This window comes from Janthinobacterium sp. PSRC1-1 (genome assembly GCF_049897525.1).
In the GTDB taxonomy this organism is placed as follows: Bacteria; Pseudomonadota; Gammaproteobacteria; order Burkholderiales; family Burkholderiaceae_D; genus Janthinobacterium; species Janthinobacterium tructae.
The window spans coordinates 157,924-175,805 of sequence record NZ_JAFCWK010000001.1; the positions used below are offsets into that span (position 1 = coordinate 157,924).

Here is a 17,882-nt window from a genome sequence, read left to right on the forward strand (position 1 = left end):
ATGAACTCCTTCGCCATTCCATTTGACCTGGAAAACAGCCCGCGCATCCTGCTGGTCGATGACGAGCCCCGCCTGCTCGCTTCCCTGCACGAATTGCTGAAGGACCGCGGCTACCAGCTGTGCACGGCCACCTGCGGCAGCGAGGCGCTGGCGCAGTTGTCGAAACTGCGCTTCGACCTGATCCTGCTCGACTTGCGCCTGCCCGACATGAGCGGCCATGAAATCATGGACCACATCAACCGGCGCGGCATCGAGGGCGACGTGATCGTCATGAGCGGCGACGTCGGCATCGAGGCTGCCATCGGCGCCCTGAAGCGCGGCGCCTACGATTATCTGCGCAAGCCTTACAGCCGCGAGGAGCTGCTCAAGACGGTGGAGAACGCGCTGCAAAAGCGCAAGCTGGCGCTGGAAAACGAGCGCATCGCGCTGCAGCTGGAAAACTCGGAAAAGATGTACCGCTACCTGGTCGACAGCTCGCCCGATATCATCTATACCCTGAACCACGAAGGCCGCATCACCTTCATCAACGACAGGGTGCACCAGTTGCTGGGCTTTGGCCGCGAAGAGCTGATCGGCAGCCATTATTCGATCCTCGTGCACGACGAAGACCAGGAGCGGGCGCGCTATGCCTTCAATGAGCGCCGCCTCGACGAGCGCGCCTCGCGCAATGTGGAACTGCGCCTGAAGTGCCATAGCGGCAGTGGCAGCGACCGTACGTTCAACAACACGCTGATGACGATTCCGCTCAATTCAATCGGCATGCACGGCCTCGATCACGACGCCAGGAAGCAGGAATATTTCGGCACGTATGGCGTGGCGCGCGACATCACCGACCGAAAACGGGCCGAGGAAGTCATCTCCTACCAGGCGTACCACGACATCCTGACGGACTTGCCGAACCGCATGCTGTTCAAGGACCGCCTGGGCCTGGCCGTGATCCAGGCGCGGCGCAAGCTGACGGAGCTGGCCGTGATGTTCATCGACCTCGATCGTTTTAAACTGGTCAACGATACCCTGGGCCACGTGAAGGGCGACGAGTTGCTGCAGCAGGTGGCGCTGCGCCTGAAGGATTGTTTGCGCCGCGGCGATACGCTGGCGCGCCAGGGCGGCGATGAATTCACCATCGTGCTGCCGGAACTGCGCGACCGCCAGGATGCGCGCCTGATCGCCGACAAATTCCTCGAATGCCTGCACCAGCCCTTCGACCTCGATGGCAACCAGGTGCATATTTCTGCCTCCATCGGCATCGCCATCTATCCGGGTGACGGCGAGACCATCGACGAGCTGCTGCGCCATGCCGACATCGCCATGTACCAGGTCAAGGCGCTGGGCAAGAACGGCCACAGTTTTTATCACGAGTCCATGCTCGACGTGTCGCACCAGAAGATCGCGCTCGAGCAGAGCCTGCGCAAGGCGCTGGAGCTGAACCAGCTGGAGATGTATTACCAGCCGCAGGTGGACGTGATGACGGGCCGCATCGTCGGCGCCGAAGGGCTGATGCGCTGGAACCATCCGCAGCGCGGCTTGCTGACGGCCGGCGAATTCCTGCCGTTCGCCGAGGAAAACGGCTTGATGCTGCCGATCTCGGACTGGATGCTGGGCGCCCTGTGCCGCGACCTGGTGCAGTGGAACGCGGCCGGCGGCGAAGCCGTGCGCCTGTCGCTCAATTTGTCGCCGCAATACCTGGACCGGGGCGATTTTTTCGAAAAGATGCGCGGTGCGCTGACGCGCTACGGCATCGCGCCGGAAAAGATCGAAGTGGAAATCACGGAAAACATCTGCATCCGCAATCCGCAATATGCGATCGAGCAGTTGAACAAGCTGTGCCAGCTGGGCGTGTCGGTCGCCATCGACGATTTCGGCACCGGCTATTCCTCGCTGTCGTACCTGCACCGCTTCCCCATCCACACCATCAAGATCGACCAGTCGTTTGTGAAGGAAATCCACGACGAGCACGGACACTATCCCGTGATCCTGGCCATCATCTCGATTGCGCGCGGGCTGGGCCTGCACCTGATCGCCGAAGGCGTGGAAACAGAAGGCCAGGCGCGCTATCTGCAGGACAAGGGTTGCACGACGATGCAGGGCTATCTGTACCACCGGCCCATTTCGCTGGGCAGCTTCATCGGCGTGCTGCAGGAGCAGAACCGCCTGATCGTCGACGCCGCCCCCGCGCTGTCGCACTCGCTGGCCATCGAGGCCTGAGCCATGCCCCCTGCCGCTCCCCGCTCCACGGCCGCGCATTCCACGGCTGCGCATTACACAGCTGATTACCTGCGCCTGAAAGGGCTGGCCGAGAAGGGCAATGCGCATGCCCAGCACGGCCTGGGCTTCATGTATTGCAACGGCCAGGGTATCGAGCAAAGCTATGCGCTGGCACTGCACTGGTATGGCCTGGCCGCCGCGCAGGGACTCGAACACGCGCAATACAACCTTGGCGTGATGTGCCAGAAGGGCCAGGGCGTGGCGCAGGATTTTGTGCAGGCCGCGCACTGGTACCAGCAGGCGGCCGAGCAGGGTTACGCGGCGGCGCAGTACAACCTGGGCTGGCTGTATGCCAAGGGCCAGGGACTGGCGCAAGATAGCGGGCAAGCCATGCTGTGGTTCAGCCGCGCGGCCGAGCAGGGCGACGCGGGCGCGCAAAACAATCTGGGCATGATGTATGACAATGGCAAGGGCGTGCCGCAGGATTTCGTGCAAGCCATCAATTGGTATCGCAAGGCGGCCGAACAGGGCTATGCGCGCGCCCAGTTCAACCTGGGCCTGCGCTACGACAATGGCCAGGGCGTGCGGCAGGACCGCCAGCAGGCAACGGCCTGGATGCGCAAGGCGGCCGAGCAGGGCTATGCGCCGGCCCAGTTCAACCTGGCGCTGCGCTATGAAAACGGCGACGTGCTGCCGCAGGACAGCAGGCAGGCGATCAGCTGGTACCGGCGCGCGGCGGAGCAGGGCCACGCCAGTTCGCAGTTCAATCTGGGCCTGATCTACGACAATGGCCAGGGCGTGCCCTGCGATAAACAGGCGGCGCTGGCGTGGTACGTGAAGGCGGCCAGCCAGGGGCATGCGGCGGCCCAGCACAACCTGGGCCTGCACCATGAACATGGCGCGCAGGACTATCCCCGCGCGCAGGTGTTCTACCGCCAGGCGGCGGAGCAGGGCTTTCCCGCCGCGCAGTATCAGCTGGGACTCCTGCATGAACACGGGCAGGGCATGCCTGCCGATGCGCAGGAAGCCATCTTCTGGTACCGCAAGGCGGCCGACCAGGGACATGTGCGGGCGCAGTTCGACCTGGGCCTGCGCTATGAACATGGCCAGGGCGTGCCGCAGGATCTGTCGCTGGCGCTGGAGTGGTACCGCCGCGCCGCCGAGCAGGAGTACGCGCCGGCGCAATACATGCAGGGTGTCTTGCACGACCGCGACGATGGCCCGGCGCCCGACAGCCAGCAGGCCTGCGCCTGCTATTGCCGCGCCGCCGCGCAGGGCCACAGCCTGGCGCAGTTTGCGCTGGGCCTGCGGCACGACAATGGCCAGGATGTGCCGCAGGATTATGCTGCCGCCTGGGACTGGTACGCGCTGGCCGCGCGCCAGGGCCATGCGCGGGCGCAAATGAATCTGGGCTTGATGGCGGCCAGCGGCCAGGGTGGCCCGCTCGATTTGCAGCAGGCGTATATCTGGCTGTCGATGGCCGTGGCGGCCGGCGTGGCCGGTGCGGAAAAATCCCTGCGCCAGACGGCGGCGCGCATGCGTGAAACAGATTTGATCCAGGTGCGCCAGCGCCTGGAAGCGCTGGCTGATTAGCCCCCGTTAAAAGTCGTAGCGCGCGCTGGCGCCGACCGTGCGCGGCTGGCCTGCCGACGCCGCATAGGCATTCGTCCCCACGCCCGTCAGACCGAGGAAATAGCGCTTGTCGAACAGGTTGCGCGCCCACAGCGAGAAATCCCAGCGCGCGTCGCCCTGGCCCACGCGCCAACCCACGCTGGCGTTGGCCAGGCCATAGCCGGGCAGGCGCGAGTAGCGCGAGTTGTTGATATCGCCATAGCTGTCCGAACGCAGCGCCAGGTTGGCGTTGGCGTACTGCTCCACCTGGGCGCCGAGTTTCTGGCGCCATTGCACGCTGGTATTGAGTATCCACTTTGGCGCGCCGTTGACGCGGTTGCCGGCGATGCTGCGGCTGCCCTTGCCGTAGCCTTGCAGGGGATTGAGCGGATTACCCAGGTCATTGAAGGTTTCGAACGGCGTCGGCCCCGTGCCATTGTCGAAGGTGGCGCTGGTGTAGGCGCCGTTGAAGGCCAGTTCCAGCTGGCGCGACAGGCGCGCGCGCGCGTCGAATTCGAGGCCCTTGCTGGTCAGGTCGCCGATATTCGTCAGCACGCCGATGTAGCTGGCCAGCGGCGCATAGGGTATGTTGGTGACGCCCTGGTAATCCTTGACCTTGGTGATGAAGAGATTCGCGTTGACGGTGACGCGGCCATCCAGCCAGGCCGTCTTGATGCCCAGGTCCAGGTTGCGGGCCTTTTCCGGCTCGATGATGATGGACTGCACGCCGAAGGCCGAACCGACGGAAGCGACGCCGTTGACGTTGTAGCCGCCCGATTTTTCGCCCTGTGACAAAGTGGCGTAGGTCAGCACGTCGCGCTCAAGCCGGTAGCTGGCATTGAGCAGGCTGGCCACGTTCTTGTCGGTGCGGCTCAATTTGCCGGAATCCCAGAAGGCGAAGATCGGATAGGCCGTGTACGGCGAAGGCTGGCCCAGCGCGTCCTGCACCACGCGGCCCTGCTTGCGCTCGGAGTTCAGGCGCAGCCCCGCACTCAGGTCCAGTTTGGGGGCGACATGCCAGGTTTCCTGGCCGAACACGGCGTAGCTGTCCGTCTGCGCTTCGCCATGGCCCGACATCAGGTTGTTGTTCGGGTAGCCGCCGCCCGAGACGGCCGATGCCAGGGGTCCCGTGTCGTAGTGGTTGTAGCTGGCCGTCTTCTGATGGTAGAAGTAGGCGCCCAGCACATAATCGTAGGACTTGCCCGTCGGCGAAGCCAGGCGCAGCTCTTGCGAGAACTGGTGCTCGCTGGTGCTGAAGCCACCGGTCAATGCTTTCAAATCGCTGGAATCGAGGTCGTTCTTCGGTTCGAAACTCCAGTCGCGCCAGGCGGTGATCGAGGTCAGCGCATAAGCGTCGGCGCCGCTGCCGATCTTCCAGTTCGCTTCCGCCGAGACGGCGTTCTGCCGCACCTTGGCCTGCTGTTCCTCGTCGATGCTGACGTTATAGTCGTAGGGATTGAAGATGACCTTGGTCGCGCCCTTGGCTTGCAGCCACAGGCCGTAGTTGGTGGCGTTGGTCGGCAGGCTGCCGCCGGCCGCGCCGCGGTTCAGGGGGCCGTAGGCATATGGCACCAGGGTGCCGGTGCTGGAATCTTCTTCATTGTGCTCGGCTATCAGGCGCAGGCTGAAATCCTGGCTCGGCTTGATCAGCGCCTGCGCGCGCACGCCCTTGCGGTTGATTTCATTGAAGCGGCGATCATCCTGCAGGTTCTTCAGCCAGCCATCGTCATGCGTGTCGTAGGCGGCGATGCGCACGGCCACCGTGTCGCTGACGGGCCCGGAGTACCCTCCCTTGAACTGACGGTAGCCGCGCTGGCCCAGCGATACTTCCAGGTGGCCTTCGCGTTCGAAGGTGGGCAGGCGCGTGCGGATATTGAGCACGCCGGCCGTGGTGTTCTTGCCGAACAGCGTGCCTTGCGGGCCGCGCAGCAGGTCGACCTGCTCCAGGTCCAGCAGGTCGAACACGGCCTGGCCGGGACGGCCCAGAAAGACGTTGTCCAGGTAAATGCCGACGCTGCCCTCCAGGCCCTCGTTGGCCGTGTTGTTGCCGATGCCGCGCACGGCCACGCTGGACTGGCGCGCATGCAAAAATTGCGAGGTGACGTTGGGCAGCGCCTGCTGCAAGTCCTGTACCTGGTAGAGTCCCTGGGCTTCGAGCTGGGCGCCGCTGACGACGGAAATCGGCGCCGGCACGTCCTGCGCCTTTTCCTGGCGCCGGCGCGCCGTGACGGTGATGCTTTGCACCTCGCCGCCGTCACGCACGGCGGCGCCGGCGTCGGCGTCCGGCGCGGCGGGCAAGGTCTCGGCGCGCGCGGCGCCAAGGGTGCCGAAGACGGCGGCGATCAGCATCGCGCCGGAAGTCAGGGGAAAGCTGGATTTTTTCTTGGACATCGTTATGCCTGTAGGGTGAAATTCGGGATTTACAAGGGTTGCAACTGGTGCTGCCCCACCTTGCCCAGGTCGCGCCGGTAGTAGCGCAGTGCCAGCAGCAAGGTGGTCAGCTGCAGCGCGCCGCCGGCCAGCGCCAGGTACAGCAAGGCGTCGTTGAGGCCAAAACGGTTCGACAGCAGTCCCGCCAGCAAGGGGCCGGGCACGGAGCCGAGCAAATGCAGGGTGACGACGGCGCAGGTGGCGGAAAACGGGCGGAAGGCCGGGTGCACGAGTTCCTGCGTCATCGCCAGCGGCCCGGTGCCGGCGGCCGAGACGACGAAGGCGCCGGCGATCACCAGGCCGTACTGCCACGCCAGGCTGTGCACGATGCCAAAGGCGCTACCCAGCATGATGGTGGCGGCTAGCGAGGCGGCGATGGGGAACAGCAGCTTGGCCAGTTCGTTGCGGCGATTGTAATGGTCCATGACCCAGCCGCCCAGCGGCACGCCGATGATCGACAGCAGCATCACGCCGCTGGTCATGAAGGACGCTTGCTGCACCGGGATGTCGTGGAAGCGGTTCAGGTAGGTGGGCAGGAAAAAGACGGCCGGCACCCATTGCAAGGTGCCCATGGCCGCGCTCAGGTAGGCAAATACCAGCGAGGGCGTGCCGGCGATGACGGCCAGGCGGCCGCGCAGGGCCGGTTCGTCGGGAGACCTGGCGGCGGTGTCGCGCACGCTGACGGTCTGGTAGTCCTGGCCGCGGTACAGCCACACGGCGATCAGCAGGCCGGGCAAGGCCATGATGCCCAGCGCGTGGCGCCAGCCGTAGTGCGTGGCGACATAGCCGCCCAGCGCCACGCCAAGGGCCATGCCGATCGGCTGCGCGGACGAGAACAGGCCCAGGGCCAGCTGGCGCCGGCGCTTGGGAAAGGCGGCGCTGATCCAGGTGTAGGAGACGGGCGCGTAGCCCGCCTCGCCCGCCCCCACCAGGGCGCGGCTGGCGGCCAGCTGCGTGACGCTGCCCGCCAGGCCTCCGGCGGCCGACGCCAGGCTCCAGACGACGCCCATGATGCTGGCCGTCTTGACGCGGCTCCAGCGCTCGATGGCGATCGAGGCGGGAAACGCGCACAGCACCATGCCCAGGGTCAGGATGGAGCTGAGCATGCCGGCCGTGGCGTCCGTGATCTGCCATTCGGCCTTGATGGACGGGATCAGCGCGGCGAGGATCATGCGGTCGGCGAAGTCGAACACCATCAGCAGGCATAGCAGGCTGAAGGTCTGCACCGTGCGGCGCCGGCCGAACAGGTAGTCGTTCGCTGGCGTGGCGGCAGCGGGCGATGCTGGCGCTGGCGGCGTCGCGGGCAGGGCGGCGGCGCTCATGCCGCCAGTCCCAGCGGACGGGCCAGGCCCAGATGCTCGCGCAGGGTGTGGCCGCTGTACTCGGTGCGGAACAGGCCGCGCCGCTGCAGTTCCGGGATCACCAGGTCGACGAACGCTTCCAGTCCATGCGGGAAGGTGGGCGCGAGGATGTTGAAGCCGTCAGCGGCACCGTTCTCGAACCACTCCTGCAGCTGGTCGGCGATGCTTGACGGCGTGCCCCAGATGACGCGGTGGCCGCGTGCGCCGGCGGCGCGCTGGTAGACCTGGCGCAGGGTCAGGTTATCCTTTTTTGCCATGTCGATGAACAGCTGCACGCGGCTTTGCCAGCCTTCGCCCAGGGGCAGCTCGGGGAAGGGCTCGTCGAGCGCATATTTGCTCAGGTCCACGCCCGTCAGCCCCGACAGCAGGCCCAGGCCGATGACGGGGTCGATCAAGTCCTGCAGCTGGTCATAGCGGGCCTTGGCCTCTGCCTCGGTGGCGCCGATGATGGGCATCACGCCCGGCAGGATCAGCAATTCGTCGGTGCCACGGCCATGCTGCGCCAGGCGGGCCTTCAAGCCGCTGTAGAATGCTTGCGCGCCGGCCAAGGTCTGCTGCGCCGTGAATACCAGTTCGGCCGTGGCGGCAGCCAGTTCCTGGCCATCCTCGCTGGAGCCGGCCTGTATCAGCACGGGGTAGCCCTGCACGGGGCGCTGCGACTGCAGGGCGCCGCGCAGCTTGAAGTACTTGCCTTCGTGTTCAAGGACGTTCAGCTTGGCCGGATCGAAGAAATTGCCGCTGGCCTGGTCGAACAGATACGGATCATCGCCCAGGCTGTCCCACAGGCCCTTGACGACATCGACGTATTCGCGCGCGCGCTGGTAGCGCTCCGTGTGCGGCACTTGCGCCGACAGGCCGAAGCTTTTCGCTTCCCAGTCCGTGCCCGAGGTGACCAGGTTCCAGCCGGCGCGCCCGCCGCTGATGTGGTCGAGCGAGGCGAACTTGCGCGCCAGGTGGAACGGGTGCAGATAGGTGACGGAGGTAGTGGCCACCAGGCCGATATGTTCGGTGGCGCCGGAGAGGGCGGCCAGCAGGGTCAGCGGCTCAAAATAATACGGCAGGGCAGCGCGTGCCAGCAGCGCGGGCGGGCCTTCGGGAAAGCCCACCGTGTCGGCAAAGAAGATGGCGTCGAACTTGCCCCGCTCGGCCACGCGGGCCAGGTGCTTCAACGGTTCCAGCTGCGTTGCTTCGGCCGGATCGACATCGGGATGGCGCCAGGCGGCAATGTGATGCCCGACACCCTGCAAAAATGCGCCCAAACGCATTTGTCGCTTGCTACTGCTCATGAGCCGTTCCTTGATAGAAGTGAAGTCAGTCTCAGAGCGTAGCTAAAGTGTTAATTTTGACGAACGAATATATGTGGATATGGATATGCGTTTCCTTTGTCGCCAGGCCTGCTCCATAGCGCTGCCTGCGTGCCGCCTGCATGGTGATCGCGGCCAAACGTGCGCGAATACAACAGGATTTGTTGTAAGCTGCGCTCCTGCGCCGGTGCTAACGTGTATTTTTTTGAGCAATAAAAAGCACCCAAGGCGCCGTGGTTTGATATGCTGTCGGGTCAAGAGTTGCCCGATGCCTCGCCGGCCTCAAACAAAAGATGAACATGGATATGAACTTTTTCCCTGCCCGCCCAGTCGCCCTGATGTGCGCTCTGGCGCTGTGCTCGTCCATGGCCGGCGCTGCGAACCCGCTCGCCGCCCTCAGCAACCAGGAGGCCAGCAGTGGCCTGAAAGCGGCGCTCGACGCCGGTTCCGCCGCGGCCGTGGCCAAGCTGGGCGTCGAAAACGGCTTCCTGAACAATGACAAGGTCAAGATCAAGCTGCCCGGCATCCTGGAGCAGGCGCGCCCTTTGCTGAAGATGACGGGACGCGGGCAGCAGCTGGACGACCTGGTGGTGTCGATGAACCGCGCCGCCGAGTCGGCCGTGCCCCTGGCCAAGCCCATGCTGCTCGATGCGGTGAAGTCGATGAGCGTCACCGACGCCAAGAATATCCTGTCCGGAGGCGAGACCTCGGTGACGGACTTTTTCCGCCAAAAAACGTCAGCGCCGCTGGCCTGTACTTGATGATCGCGGAAGAGGAAAAAGCCATCCGCTGCAATCCGCTGGGTTATGGCAGCAAGATTATCGGTAAGGTTTTCGGGAGTTTGAAGTAATGATTGAAAATTGAACCGACGCCAGGCCGCCAAGAAATGGCGATGTTGCTTCGCCATGAATTACATTAATTGCATGTTCTCTCGTCCTGTTTTTCAGCTATTCGTACGCGACCGGCACCCAGGAAACAAGGTGGTTTGCAAGCCTGAACAGGCGTGTTCTGGTCGTATTTTTAAAGCAATGCTCGGCTTTCATAGTGATAAATAATGTTAAAATTCTAGGTTGCAATATTCAAACTGTGATGCTTTTTCAGTTGAATAATGAGATGAGTCCGAATTCAAACGCCGCGTCAGGGATATTCATCCGCGCCGGCTTTTTTGCTCGCTTTGTAGTTTTGGCCGTCCTCCGTATTGATCTTTCCGCCCCTGCGGGAAGTACAAGCGCAGGCTTTTGAGGTGGTTGGATTTGTTACGCGTACTCCGAAATTCCATTAATTATTCCTGGTGCGGTTACTTGCTGATAGGTGCCCCATGTGCCATGGCCGCGACCCCCAACCATGGCGGGCAATCCGGCTATATCAATATGCCCAGTGCTGTCGTTGAGCCGGATGGCACCTTCAGTGTCGGCTATAGTTATGACGATCCCTACGGTCAATTATGGGTGACGGCTAATGTGTTGCCGTTTTTGCAGGTTACCGGCCGCTATGTCTCGATCAGCGGTATTCCCGGATTTACCAATATTCCCGGCGAATATGGCAAAGAGTATGGTCGCTACAAGGATAAGGTTATCGATGGAAAGTTGCGCTTATGGCAAGAGGGCCAATGGCTGCCGTCGGTTGCCGTAGGCATGACCGATATCTTCGGTACTGAACTGTTCAAGGGACGCTACGTCGTCGCCACCAAGACTTTCGGTGCAAGCAAGAATATCGAGGCTAGCCTCGGCTATGCACATGGACGTCCCGATGGGGCGTTCGCTGGTGCGCGCTGGACACCCACCAGCATGCCGCGCTGGTCGATGGTGGCCGAATATGATGCAATCAACTACAAGAGTGACTTCAGTGCCAGTCTGACGCAGTCCGGCAAGCGTAGCAAAGGCCCCTCGGTGGGGCTGGAGTATCGCTGGGGCTGGCTTGCCCTGCAGGCTGCGCGCAGCCGTGATCAGTTCAGTATCAATGCCTTTGTCAGCATTCCGTTTGGTGAACGTGAGTTCGTACCCAAGGTCTTTGAGCCCGCCTATTTTGTCGATGACAAGAATCCACCGCCCCTGCCCAGCCGGGAAGAATGGCACCGCGATGCCGGCCATGGCGCGGATCTGGTGAACGCCTTGGTCAAGCAGGATTACAAGAATATCCGCGTCGAGCAAGAGGGCAGCACCCTCAGCCTCAGCTTGACCAATAGCCGCATTTCCAACATGGGGCGGGCCGTTGGCCGCGCTGCGCGGACTGCGCTGGCCTTCACCCCTAAGGGCGTAACGACCCTGCGCGTCACCTACACCAAGCTGGACCAGCCGATCGCCACGTACGAATTTTTCGACTTGGCGAAACTGAATGACTATTTGGCCGGCCGGATTGATCGTCAGGCTTTCCTGAATGTCGTCTTGCTGCGTTATCCGGAAAAAAGCGATGTCATTCGTGACGAACAGCAAGGCTGGCTGCAAGAATTTCTGGACCAGCCAACGCCGGCCAAGCCTGCCGTAGTTGCCGCGCCGGCTGTTGCGCCAGTGATGGCTGCCGTTGCCGCGCCAGTCATGATGGCGGGGAGCAGCGAGCCAGTTGCGGATATGCCGGTGCCGGCGGTCGTCAAGGCGGCTAATGCTGTCAAGAATGATGGCAAGTTGGCGGTCGGCGTCGGTGTCGATGGCGACGTAGTGCAGATCAAGTCGCTGGACCGGGAAGCGAACCGCTTCAAGATTGCGCCCAAGGTCGGCTTCTTCTTCAATGATCCAAGTGGCGCTTTCCGTTACTCGGTTTCCGCAGTAGCCAATTATGACCGGCGGCTGGGCGATGGCCTGTATCTGAATGGCGCCGCCAGCCTGCAGTTGCTGGAAACCGTCTCTGGCGTCAAGCAGGCCTCGAACAGTAACTTGCCGCACGTGCGCAGCGATGTGGCGGAATACCTGCGAGGCGGGCGTTTCTCGCTGAGCCGCATTCTGCTGAACAAATACGATAACCCTGCCGAACGCGTCTACACACGCTTGTCTGCTGGCTTGTACGAAGACATGTTCCGTGGCGTCGGCGGGCAGGTGCTGTACCTGCCGAAAGATAGCCGCTGGGCGGCCGACCTGTCCGTAGATGCATTGCAGCAGCGCGGTTATAAAGGACTGTTTGACAGTCTCGACTACAAGACGGTCACGGCAATTGGCTCCCTGCATTACCGCTTGCCGCACGACATCACCGTGACAGCGCGTGCCGGTCGTTTCCTGGCGAAAGACTCGGGTGTCCGCATGGAATTCAAGCGCCGCTTCCAGTCCGGCATTGAAATCGGGGCTTGGTATACGCATACCAACGGCAACGATATCACAACGCCGGGCACGCCTTCCAAGCCATATCAGGATCGTGGTGTTTTCCTGTCAATCCCGCTGAACAGCATGCTGCCGATGGATACGCAGTCGACGGCCGGCTTTGCCATTTCCCCATGGACACGTGATGTGGGACAGATGGTGGGGTCGCCCGGCGATCTGTATGACCTGATCGAACGCCCCCGGGCCGACATGCATACCTACGATGGTTTGGGCAACTTTGCCGAGCGTCCAGATGAACAAAACTTGCCCGCCGTCAATCCTCCGATTCGCCCCTTTGTCAGCCCGTGGCCAGCCATGCGCGCGCGACTGGAGCAGTCTTCGTCGGCTATGCCGGAGCCGGCCGACTGGGTCAAGGCAACGGCCCTGATCGGTGGCGTAGTGGCCGCTTCCGCACTCAGCGACAAGCCGGTCGATCGATTCGTGAAGAAGCATCAAAACTCGTCGGCGCTGCGTAACTGGGACAAGTTTGGGAAGGTCATGCCTTTCGCGCTGGTGGGAGCTGCCGGTGCCGCTTTCGCGCTGGGTGACGAACGCATGCAAAATATCGGCCTCATTTCCATGCAGTCGGTGGGGGCAGCAACAGGGCTGGCGCTGGTCGGCAAATATGCGGTTGGCCGTGCCCGTCCTGATGAAGATCGTGGTCCGTGGAGCGGTGTCGGAACCGGGAAATCCCGCTCGGACGCGTCCTTCCCCTCCGGTCATTCGGCCATCGCCTTCGCTGCGGTGACGCCGTTTGCCAAGGAGTACGATGCGCCGTGGTTGTATAGCGTGGCGGCACTCGCTTCAGCCGGCCGCGTTGCCGGACGCAAACATTGGGTGTCCGATACCGTCGCTGGCGGCATTCTTGGTTATGCCGTGGGTGGGTGGCTGTGGCAGGCGCAGCGCGATCAGAGCAAGTCTGGACTGTCGATCAACCCGGGACCGAAGGAAATCAGCGTGACTTGGCAAGGCAAGTATTAAGTGATGGATTGCGCGCATGCATGCGGGGATTGTTTGCCCCAAGATCATGGTGCGCGGATATTCCATAATTAGCGTTCATATGGAATATCCATCGATTCTCCCTGATGCAGGTCGCTAATGCCAGTCCAGCGGCGATGTTTGAATTGACGGACAACGCCAAACCACGCGATATGTTAGTGTTGTATATTGAAAATGACTCCATTTAAGTGGAAGCGTTTTTCATGGTTTGATAATTAAAAAATGGTGAACGCCGACGCGCTGGAGAGAATAGAGTTTTAGAGGTAATAATTTATTAAGAAATGGATTGCTCGATAAAATAATTTTTAAAATGTATATTCATTTTGTTGGTATTAAAATTATTTTGTTGTCATCGTCAGACGCAGCCAGGTCTATGTAAATCTGCCTGCAAATAAATGCCTATGCTTCGAGCGCCTGCGCCAGGATACGGCTGAACTGCTGTCAAATGGTGATTGAAAGTTGCTATGGCTTTTAAGAAACAAAAAATGATGTAATGCAAGGCGTTCATCGTCAGTGGCGCAGGTGTTGCGGGCCGTAGATACACTGCGCCGCTTTTGCGTAGTGGAAAACTCAGGAATGTCCCGCATTATCGAGCGCGACTCGGCCGTGAGTGCATAATGCACTGGCGAGTACCGCGCCAGAATTGATATTGTGTCACTATTTAAGTGGGTATTTTGAGTATATTTTACGCCAAGATTAGATGCGGTTATGCATCATATCGCCGATATTTGTTGCATCATCGAACGGCGTATGGCCGCCGCGATGTAGTTGGCAGGCCGATGATGTTCCTCGCAGTTTATTGAAGTGGCGTAAATTGACGTCAACATGTTAATCATTTTAAAATAACTTTCCAGTCATCATGATTTAAGCTAAAATATCAGACTGCTTATTGTGGCTATCGAGCTGCCTCCCACCCCACAACTGAATTCATCAATGATCAAAATCACCCGCCGTCTCGTGGCCGTAGTTCTGGCCATTACTTCTATCGCTGCTTTCGCACAGGATGCTGTCAGCAAGGCAGATACGGATGCTGCCAGCAAAGCAGACATGTTTGGTCAATCCATGGCGCCCACAGGCTCAGGCTTTGCTGCATCCGAGTCGCCACGGCGGGTCAGCATTAATAACGTCAGCGCCATGGATGGCAAAGCAGAGGCAAATCCAGCGCCCCAGTCGCGCGCGGGCATGGGCGCAAAGCAGCCGGCATCGTCAGGCCGTCGCAGCCCGGAAGCCGGCACCAGCGAGTTTCAAAAATTCATTGCCGATAGCACGGGCAGTATCTTGCCAGTATTTGGCGCCGAGTTTTTTGCGAATACCCCAAGCACGTTTACCCCGATCTCTGGCGCCCCCGTGCCTGCCGACTACCCTTTGGGTGTCGGTGACGAACTGATGATACGCGGCACGGGCAGCATCGATATCGATTATCGGGCAACCATCGACCGTAATGGCCTGATCTCGATTCCGACAATCGGCTCTGTCGCTTTGGCTGGCGTCAAGGCTGGCGATGCAGAGTCGGTGATCCGCAATGCGGTTGCGACGCTGTACAAGGGCGTCACGGTCAATGTAAATTTTGGTAAGTTGCGAGCAATTACTGTCTATGTAGTGGGGCAGGCAAGCCGGCCAGGCACGTACACGGTATCGAGCCTGTCGACGCTGGTGACCACGTTGTTTGCCAGCGGCGGGCCAAACGCCAACGGTAGCATGCGTCATCTGCAAGTCAAGCGTGCCGGCAAAGTCGTGGCCGACCTGGATCTGTATGCGTTCATCGCCAAGGGCGACAAGTCCGCCGATATCAAGCTGCAGGATGGCGACTCGATTTACATCCCGGCAGCGACCGGCCATATAGCCTTGGTCGGCAAGGTCAATACGCCCGCCATTTATGAGTTGCGCACTGCCAACGATACGATTGAATCCATGTTGGACATCGCTGGCGGACTGCCGGTGGTCGCTGACCCGCGTCGCGCTTTCCTAGAGCGTATTGATGCGAACAAAAATCAACCACGTAGCGTGGAGCAGTTTGCGTTGAATGGTCAGGGACTGAAGCGCTCGCTGAAAAACGGCGACGTGCTCAATATCACCTCGATTACCCCTGATTTTTCGAATGCTGTGGTTCTGCGCGGGAATGTGGACCAAGCGATCCGTGCCCCGTTCCTGCCGGGAATGCGTGTCAGCGATCTGATACCGAACCGAGAGTATTTGATTACCCGTAACTCCATCAAGCGTCAGAATAGCTCGCTTGGCAATGGCGAACCCGATATTGCCAGCACCGAAGTTGCCGGCAATATCGCATCGCGTATTGGCGGGATGATGGATGAAATCAACTGGGACTACGCAGTCGTGGAGCGTATCAACCGCTCCGACCTGACCGTCAGCTTGATACCGTTTAACCTGGGCAAAGTGTTTTCCAGTCCATCCAGCCCGGATAACGTGCAGTTGCAGCCAGGCGACACAGTGACTATTTTTTCCCAGCAAGATGTCGCCGTGCCCATGGACAAGCGCCGGGTATTCGTGCGTGTTGAAGGCGAAGTACTGGTGCCGGGTGTGTACCAGATGAACGCCGGCGAAACGCTACAGGCATTGCTTGCGCGTGCAGGTGGCACTACCCAGAATGCGTATTTTTTTGGTACGGCGTTTTACCGCGAGCAGGTACGTCTTGAACAACAGGCGAATCTGGAAAAAGCTGCTATCAAACTTGAAAATCAGTTGCGGGTTGAGCAGTCCAAGAATTTAGCCAATTCCCGTACTATTTCGCAAGCCGATGCCCAAGCCGCGGAAATCCAGCGCCAGGCGGAAATTAAGCTGGCGCAGGAAAATATTTCTATTTTCAGGCAAATGAAACCGACCGGCAGGATTGCGTTTGGCCTGGATCCGTCGGAGCGCTCATTCGGACGTCTGCCGCACCTGAAACTGGAAAATGGAGATCGCCTGGTGATCCCTGCCAAGCCGGAATTTGTCCATATCTTCGGCTCGGTCAATACAGAGTCATCGCCGCTTTGGCAGCCCAATAGCCGTGTGGATGATTACATTAAGAAGGCAGGGCTTACTGTCGATGCAGATGCCGAAAATATCTTTATCATGCGTACCGATGGCAGTGTTGTCGGACGAAACACCGGTGGTTGGGGTTTCGGCGGTATCGGTGGCGTCATTGTCATGCCAGGCGACTCCATCGTCGTTCCGGGAAAAATTGACAGGGAAACTGCGTGGACGAAGTTCACCAAAGGTACGCGCGAATGGGCAGCGATCTTTGCGAACTTTGGTTTGGGTGCTGCCGCCATCCAGGTGCTGAAACAATAAGTCCGGTAACGATGAGTGAAGGTGCGCGCAAGCGTATCCGTAGCATAGAATAATGGCATGATCATATGAGTGGCTCCAAAGCATGAACGACACGCAGAAGATATCAACAGAGTCAGGCAAGGGCGACGCTAATCCGGATTTTAATATTCTCGATCTGCTGATCGTTTTGGCCAAGCACAAAAAGTTAATCATCGGCTTGCCATTGGTCGTGGCGCTGATTGCAGTAGCGATCAGCCTGGCATTGCCTAACTCGTATCAAGCGACGACCAAGGTGCTTCCGCCTCAGCAGTCACAGTCCGGCGCGTCTGCACTGCTGTCACAGCTTGGCGGTGCAGCCGGGCTTGCGGCTGGTGCCGCGGGCATAAAAACGCCAGCTGATTTGTACGTCGGCATCCTGAGAAGCCGAACCGTCGCAGATAAACTGATCAGCCGGTTTGACTTGAAAAAAAGATACGATACTGAATCCCAGGAGGCTGCACGCCGCCGCTTGCAGGGGAGTACCGTGATTGTCGCGGGCAAGGATGGCATGATCACCATCGACGTCGAGGATGATGGTCAGAAATTTGTAGCTGGATTGGCGAACGCTTATGTTGATGAATTGCAGCAGCTGACCAGAACGCTTGCCATCACCGAAGCGTCGCAACGGCGCATGTTCTACGAGCGTCAGCTTGAGACTGCCAAAGACAATCTTGCAAAAGTTGAAATGTCGCTCAAGGGCGCAATGGATAGCCGCGGAGTGATCAGCGTCGATAGCGAGAGCCGGGCCATCCTCGAAACGGCGGCACGTCTCAAGGCGCAGGTTTCAGCCAAGGAAATCCAACTTGGCTCGATGCGAGCTTTTGTTACTGCGCAGAATCCGGAATTTCGGCGCGTCAACGAAGAGTTAGGCAGCTTGCGGAATGAGCTGGCGAAGCTGGAAGGCGGCCGCGCTGGCGCCACGCCGCCTAGCGACATCAACCTGGCAGGCCTGGAGAATATCCAGTTGATGCGCGATCTTAAGTATTACCAGATGCTGTACGAGCTGCTGGCAAAGCAATACGAGGTTGCACGTCTTGATGAGGCCAAGGAGCCTGCACTGATCCAGGTACTTGACCCGGCAGTGGAGCCGGAGCGCAAATTCAAGCCAAAACGTGCGCTGATCGTGTTGTCTGCCACGATGATGGCCGGTTTCGCGGCGATACTGTGGGCATTCTTTTTGGCGGCGAAGCAACGCGTTATGGCCGTGCCAGCGGAAGCAGCCCGTTGGAATGAGCTGAAATCGTACCTTCGTTTCAAGTAAATTTGCTTCGCGAGCCATCTTCATGGGGGCGATCCGGAGTGCCTTGCGCATTTCCGGCGTCCGTAATTTCTTAAGGTGTTACCAGCGTCCGAAGCAAGATGCATATCATTCGTTG

At 60.2% G+C, this 17,882-nt stretch carries 8 protein-coding genes and 1 pseudogene; 6 read left to right on the plus strand and 3 right to left on the minus strand.

Annotation, left to right across the window (positions count from 1 at the left end):
- Both ACP7DW_RS00705 and ACP7DW_RS00710 read left to right on the plus strand, forming a co-directional pair.
- Positions 1–2,205 carry an EAL domain-containing response regulator gene (locus tag ACP7DW_RS00705; RefSeq protein ID WP_426053812.1) on the plus strand — a complete coding sequence of 735 codons (2,205 nt, stop codon included), beginning with the start codon at positions 1–3 and terminating at the stop codon, positions 2,203–2,205.
- A 3-nt stretch (positions 2,206–2,208) separates the two neighbouring features.
- Positions 2,209–3,798 carry an SEL1-like repeat protein gene (locus tag ACP7DW_RS00710; protein ID WP_426053811.1) on the plus strand — a complete coding sequence of 530 codons (1,590 nt, stop codon included), beginning with the start codon at positions 2,209–2,211 and terminating at the stop codon, positions 3,796–3,798.
- 6 nt (positions 3,799–3,804) lie between these two features.
- Here ACP7DW_RS00710 and ACP7DW_RS00715 read toward each other — a convergent pair whose 3' ends face one another.
- Genes ACP7DW_RS00715 through ACP7DW_RS00725 form a run of 3 tightly spaced genes read right to left on the minus strand, consistent with a single transcriptional unit; the run spans position 3,805 to position 8,893 of the window.
- Positions 3,805–6,207: a TonB-dependent receptor gene (locus ACP7DW_RS00715; protein ID WP_426053810.1), complete on the minus strand. Its 2,403-nt coding sequence runs from the start codon at positions 6,205–6,207 to the stop codon at positions 3,805–3,807.
- 29 nt (positions 6,208–6,236) lie between these two features.
- Positions 6,237–7,568, minus strand: coding sequence for an MFS transporter (locus ACP7DW_RS00720; protein ID WP_426053809.1), 1,332 nt, complete (start codon positions 7,566–7,568; stop codon positions 6,237–6,239).
- Complete coding sequence (locus ACP7DW_RS00725) at positions 7,565–8,893, minus strand: LLM class flavin-dependent oxidoreductase (protein WP_426053808.1); 1,329 nt, start codon at positions 8,891–8,893, stop codon at positions 7,565–7,567. The genes ACP7DW_RS00720 and ACP7DW_RS00725 overlap by 4 nt, the downstream gene beginning before the upstream one ends.
- Before the next feature lie 317 nt (positions 8,894–9,210).
- Here ACP7DW_RS00725 and ACP7DW_RS00730 point away from each other — a divergent pair.
- The 4 genes and pseudogenes from ACP7DW_RS00730 to ACP7DW_RS00745 all read left to right on the plus strand — a co-directional run bounded on the left by ACP7DW_RS00730 (position 9,211) and on the right by ACP7DW_RS00745 (position 17,767).
- A pseudogene (locus tag ACP7DW_RS00730) lies at positions 9,211–9,761 on the plus strand (DUF4197 domain-containing protein).
- A gap of 475 nt (positions 9,762–10,236) precedes the next feature.
- Positions 10,237–13,179, plus strand: coding sequence for a YjbH domain-containing protein (locus ACP7DW_RS00735; RefSeq protein ID WP_426053807.1), 2,943 nt, complete (start codon positions 10,237–10,239; stop codon positions 13,177–13,179).
- A 951-nt stretch (positions 13,180–14,130) separates the two neighbouring features.
- Positions 14,131–16,488: an SLBB domain-containing protein gene (locus ACP7DW_RS00740; protein WP_426053806.1), complete on the plus strand. Its 2,358-nt coding sequence runs from the start codon at positions 14,131–14,133 to the stop codon at positions 16,486–16,488.
- An 82-nt stretch (positions 16,489–16,570) separates the two neighbouring features.
- A complete protein-coding gene (locus ACP7DW_RS00745; protein WP_426053805.1) occupies positions 16,571–17,767 on the plus strand; it encodes a GumC family protein in 1,197 nt (398 codons plus the stop codon).
- The last annotated feature ends 115 nt before the right edge of the window (positions 17,768–17,882 follow it).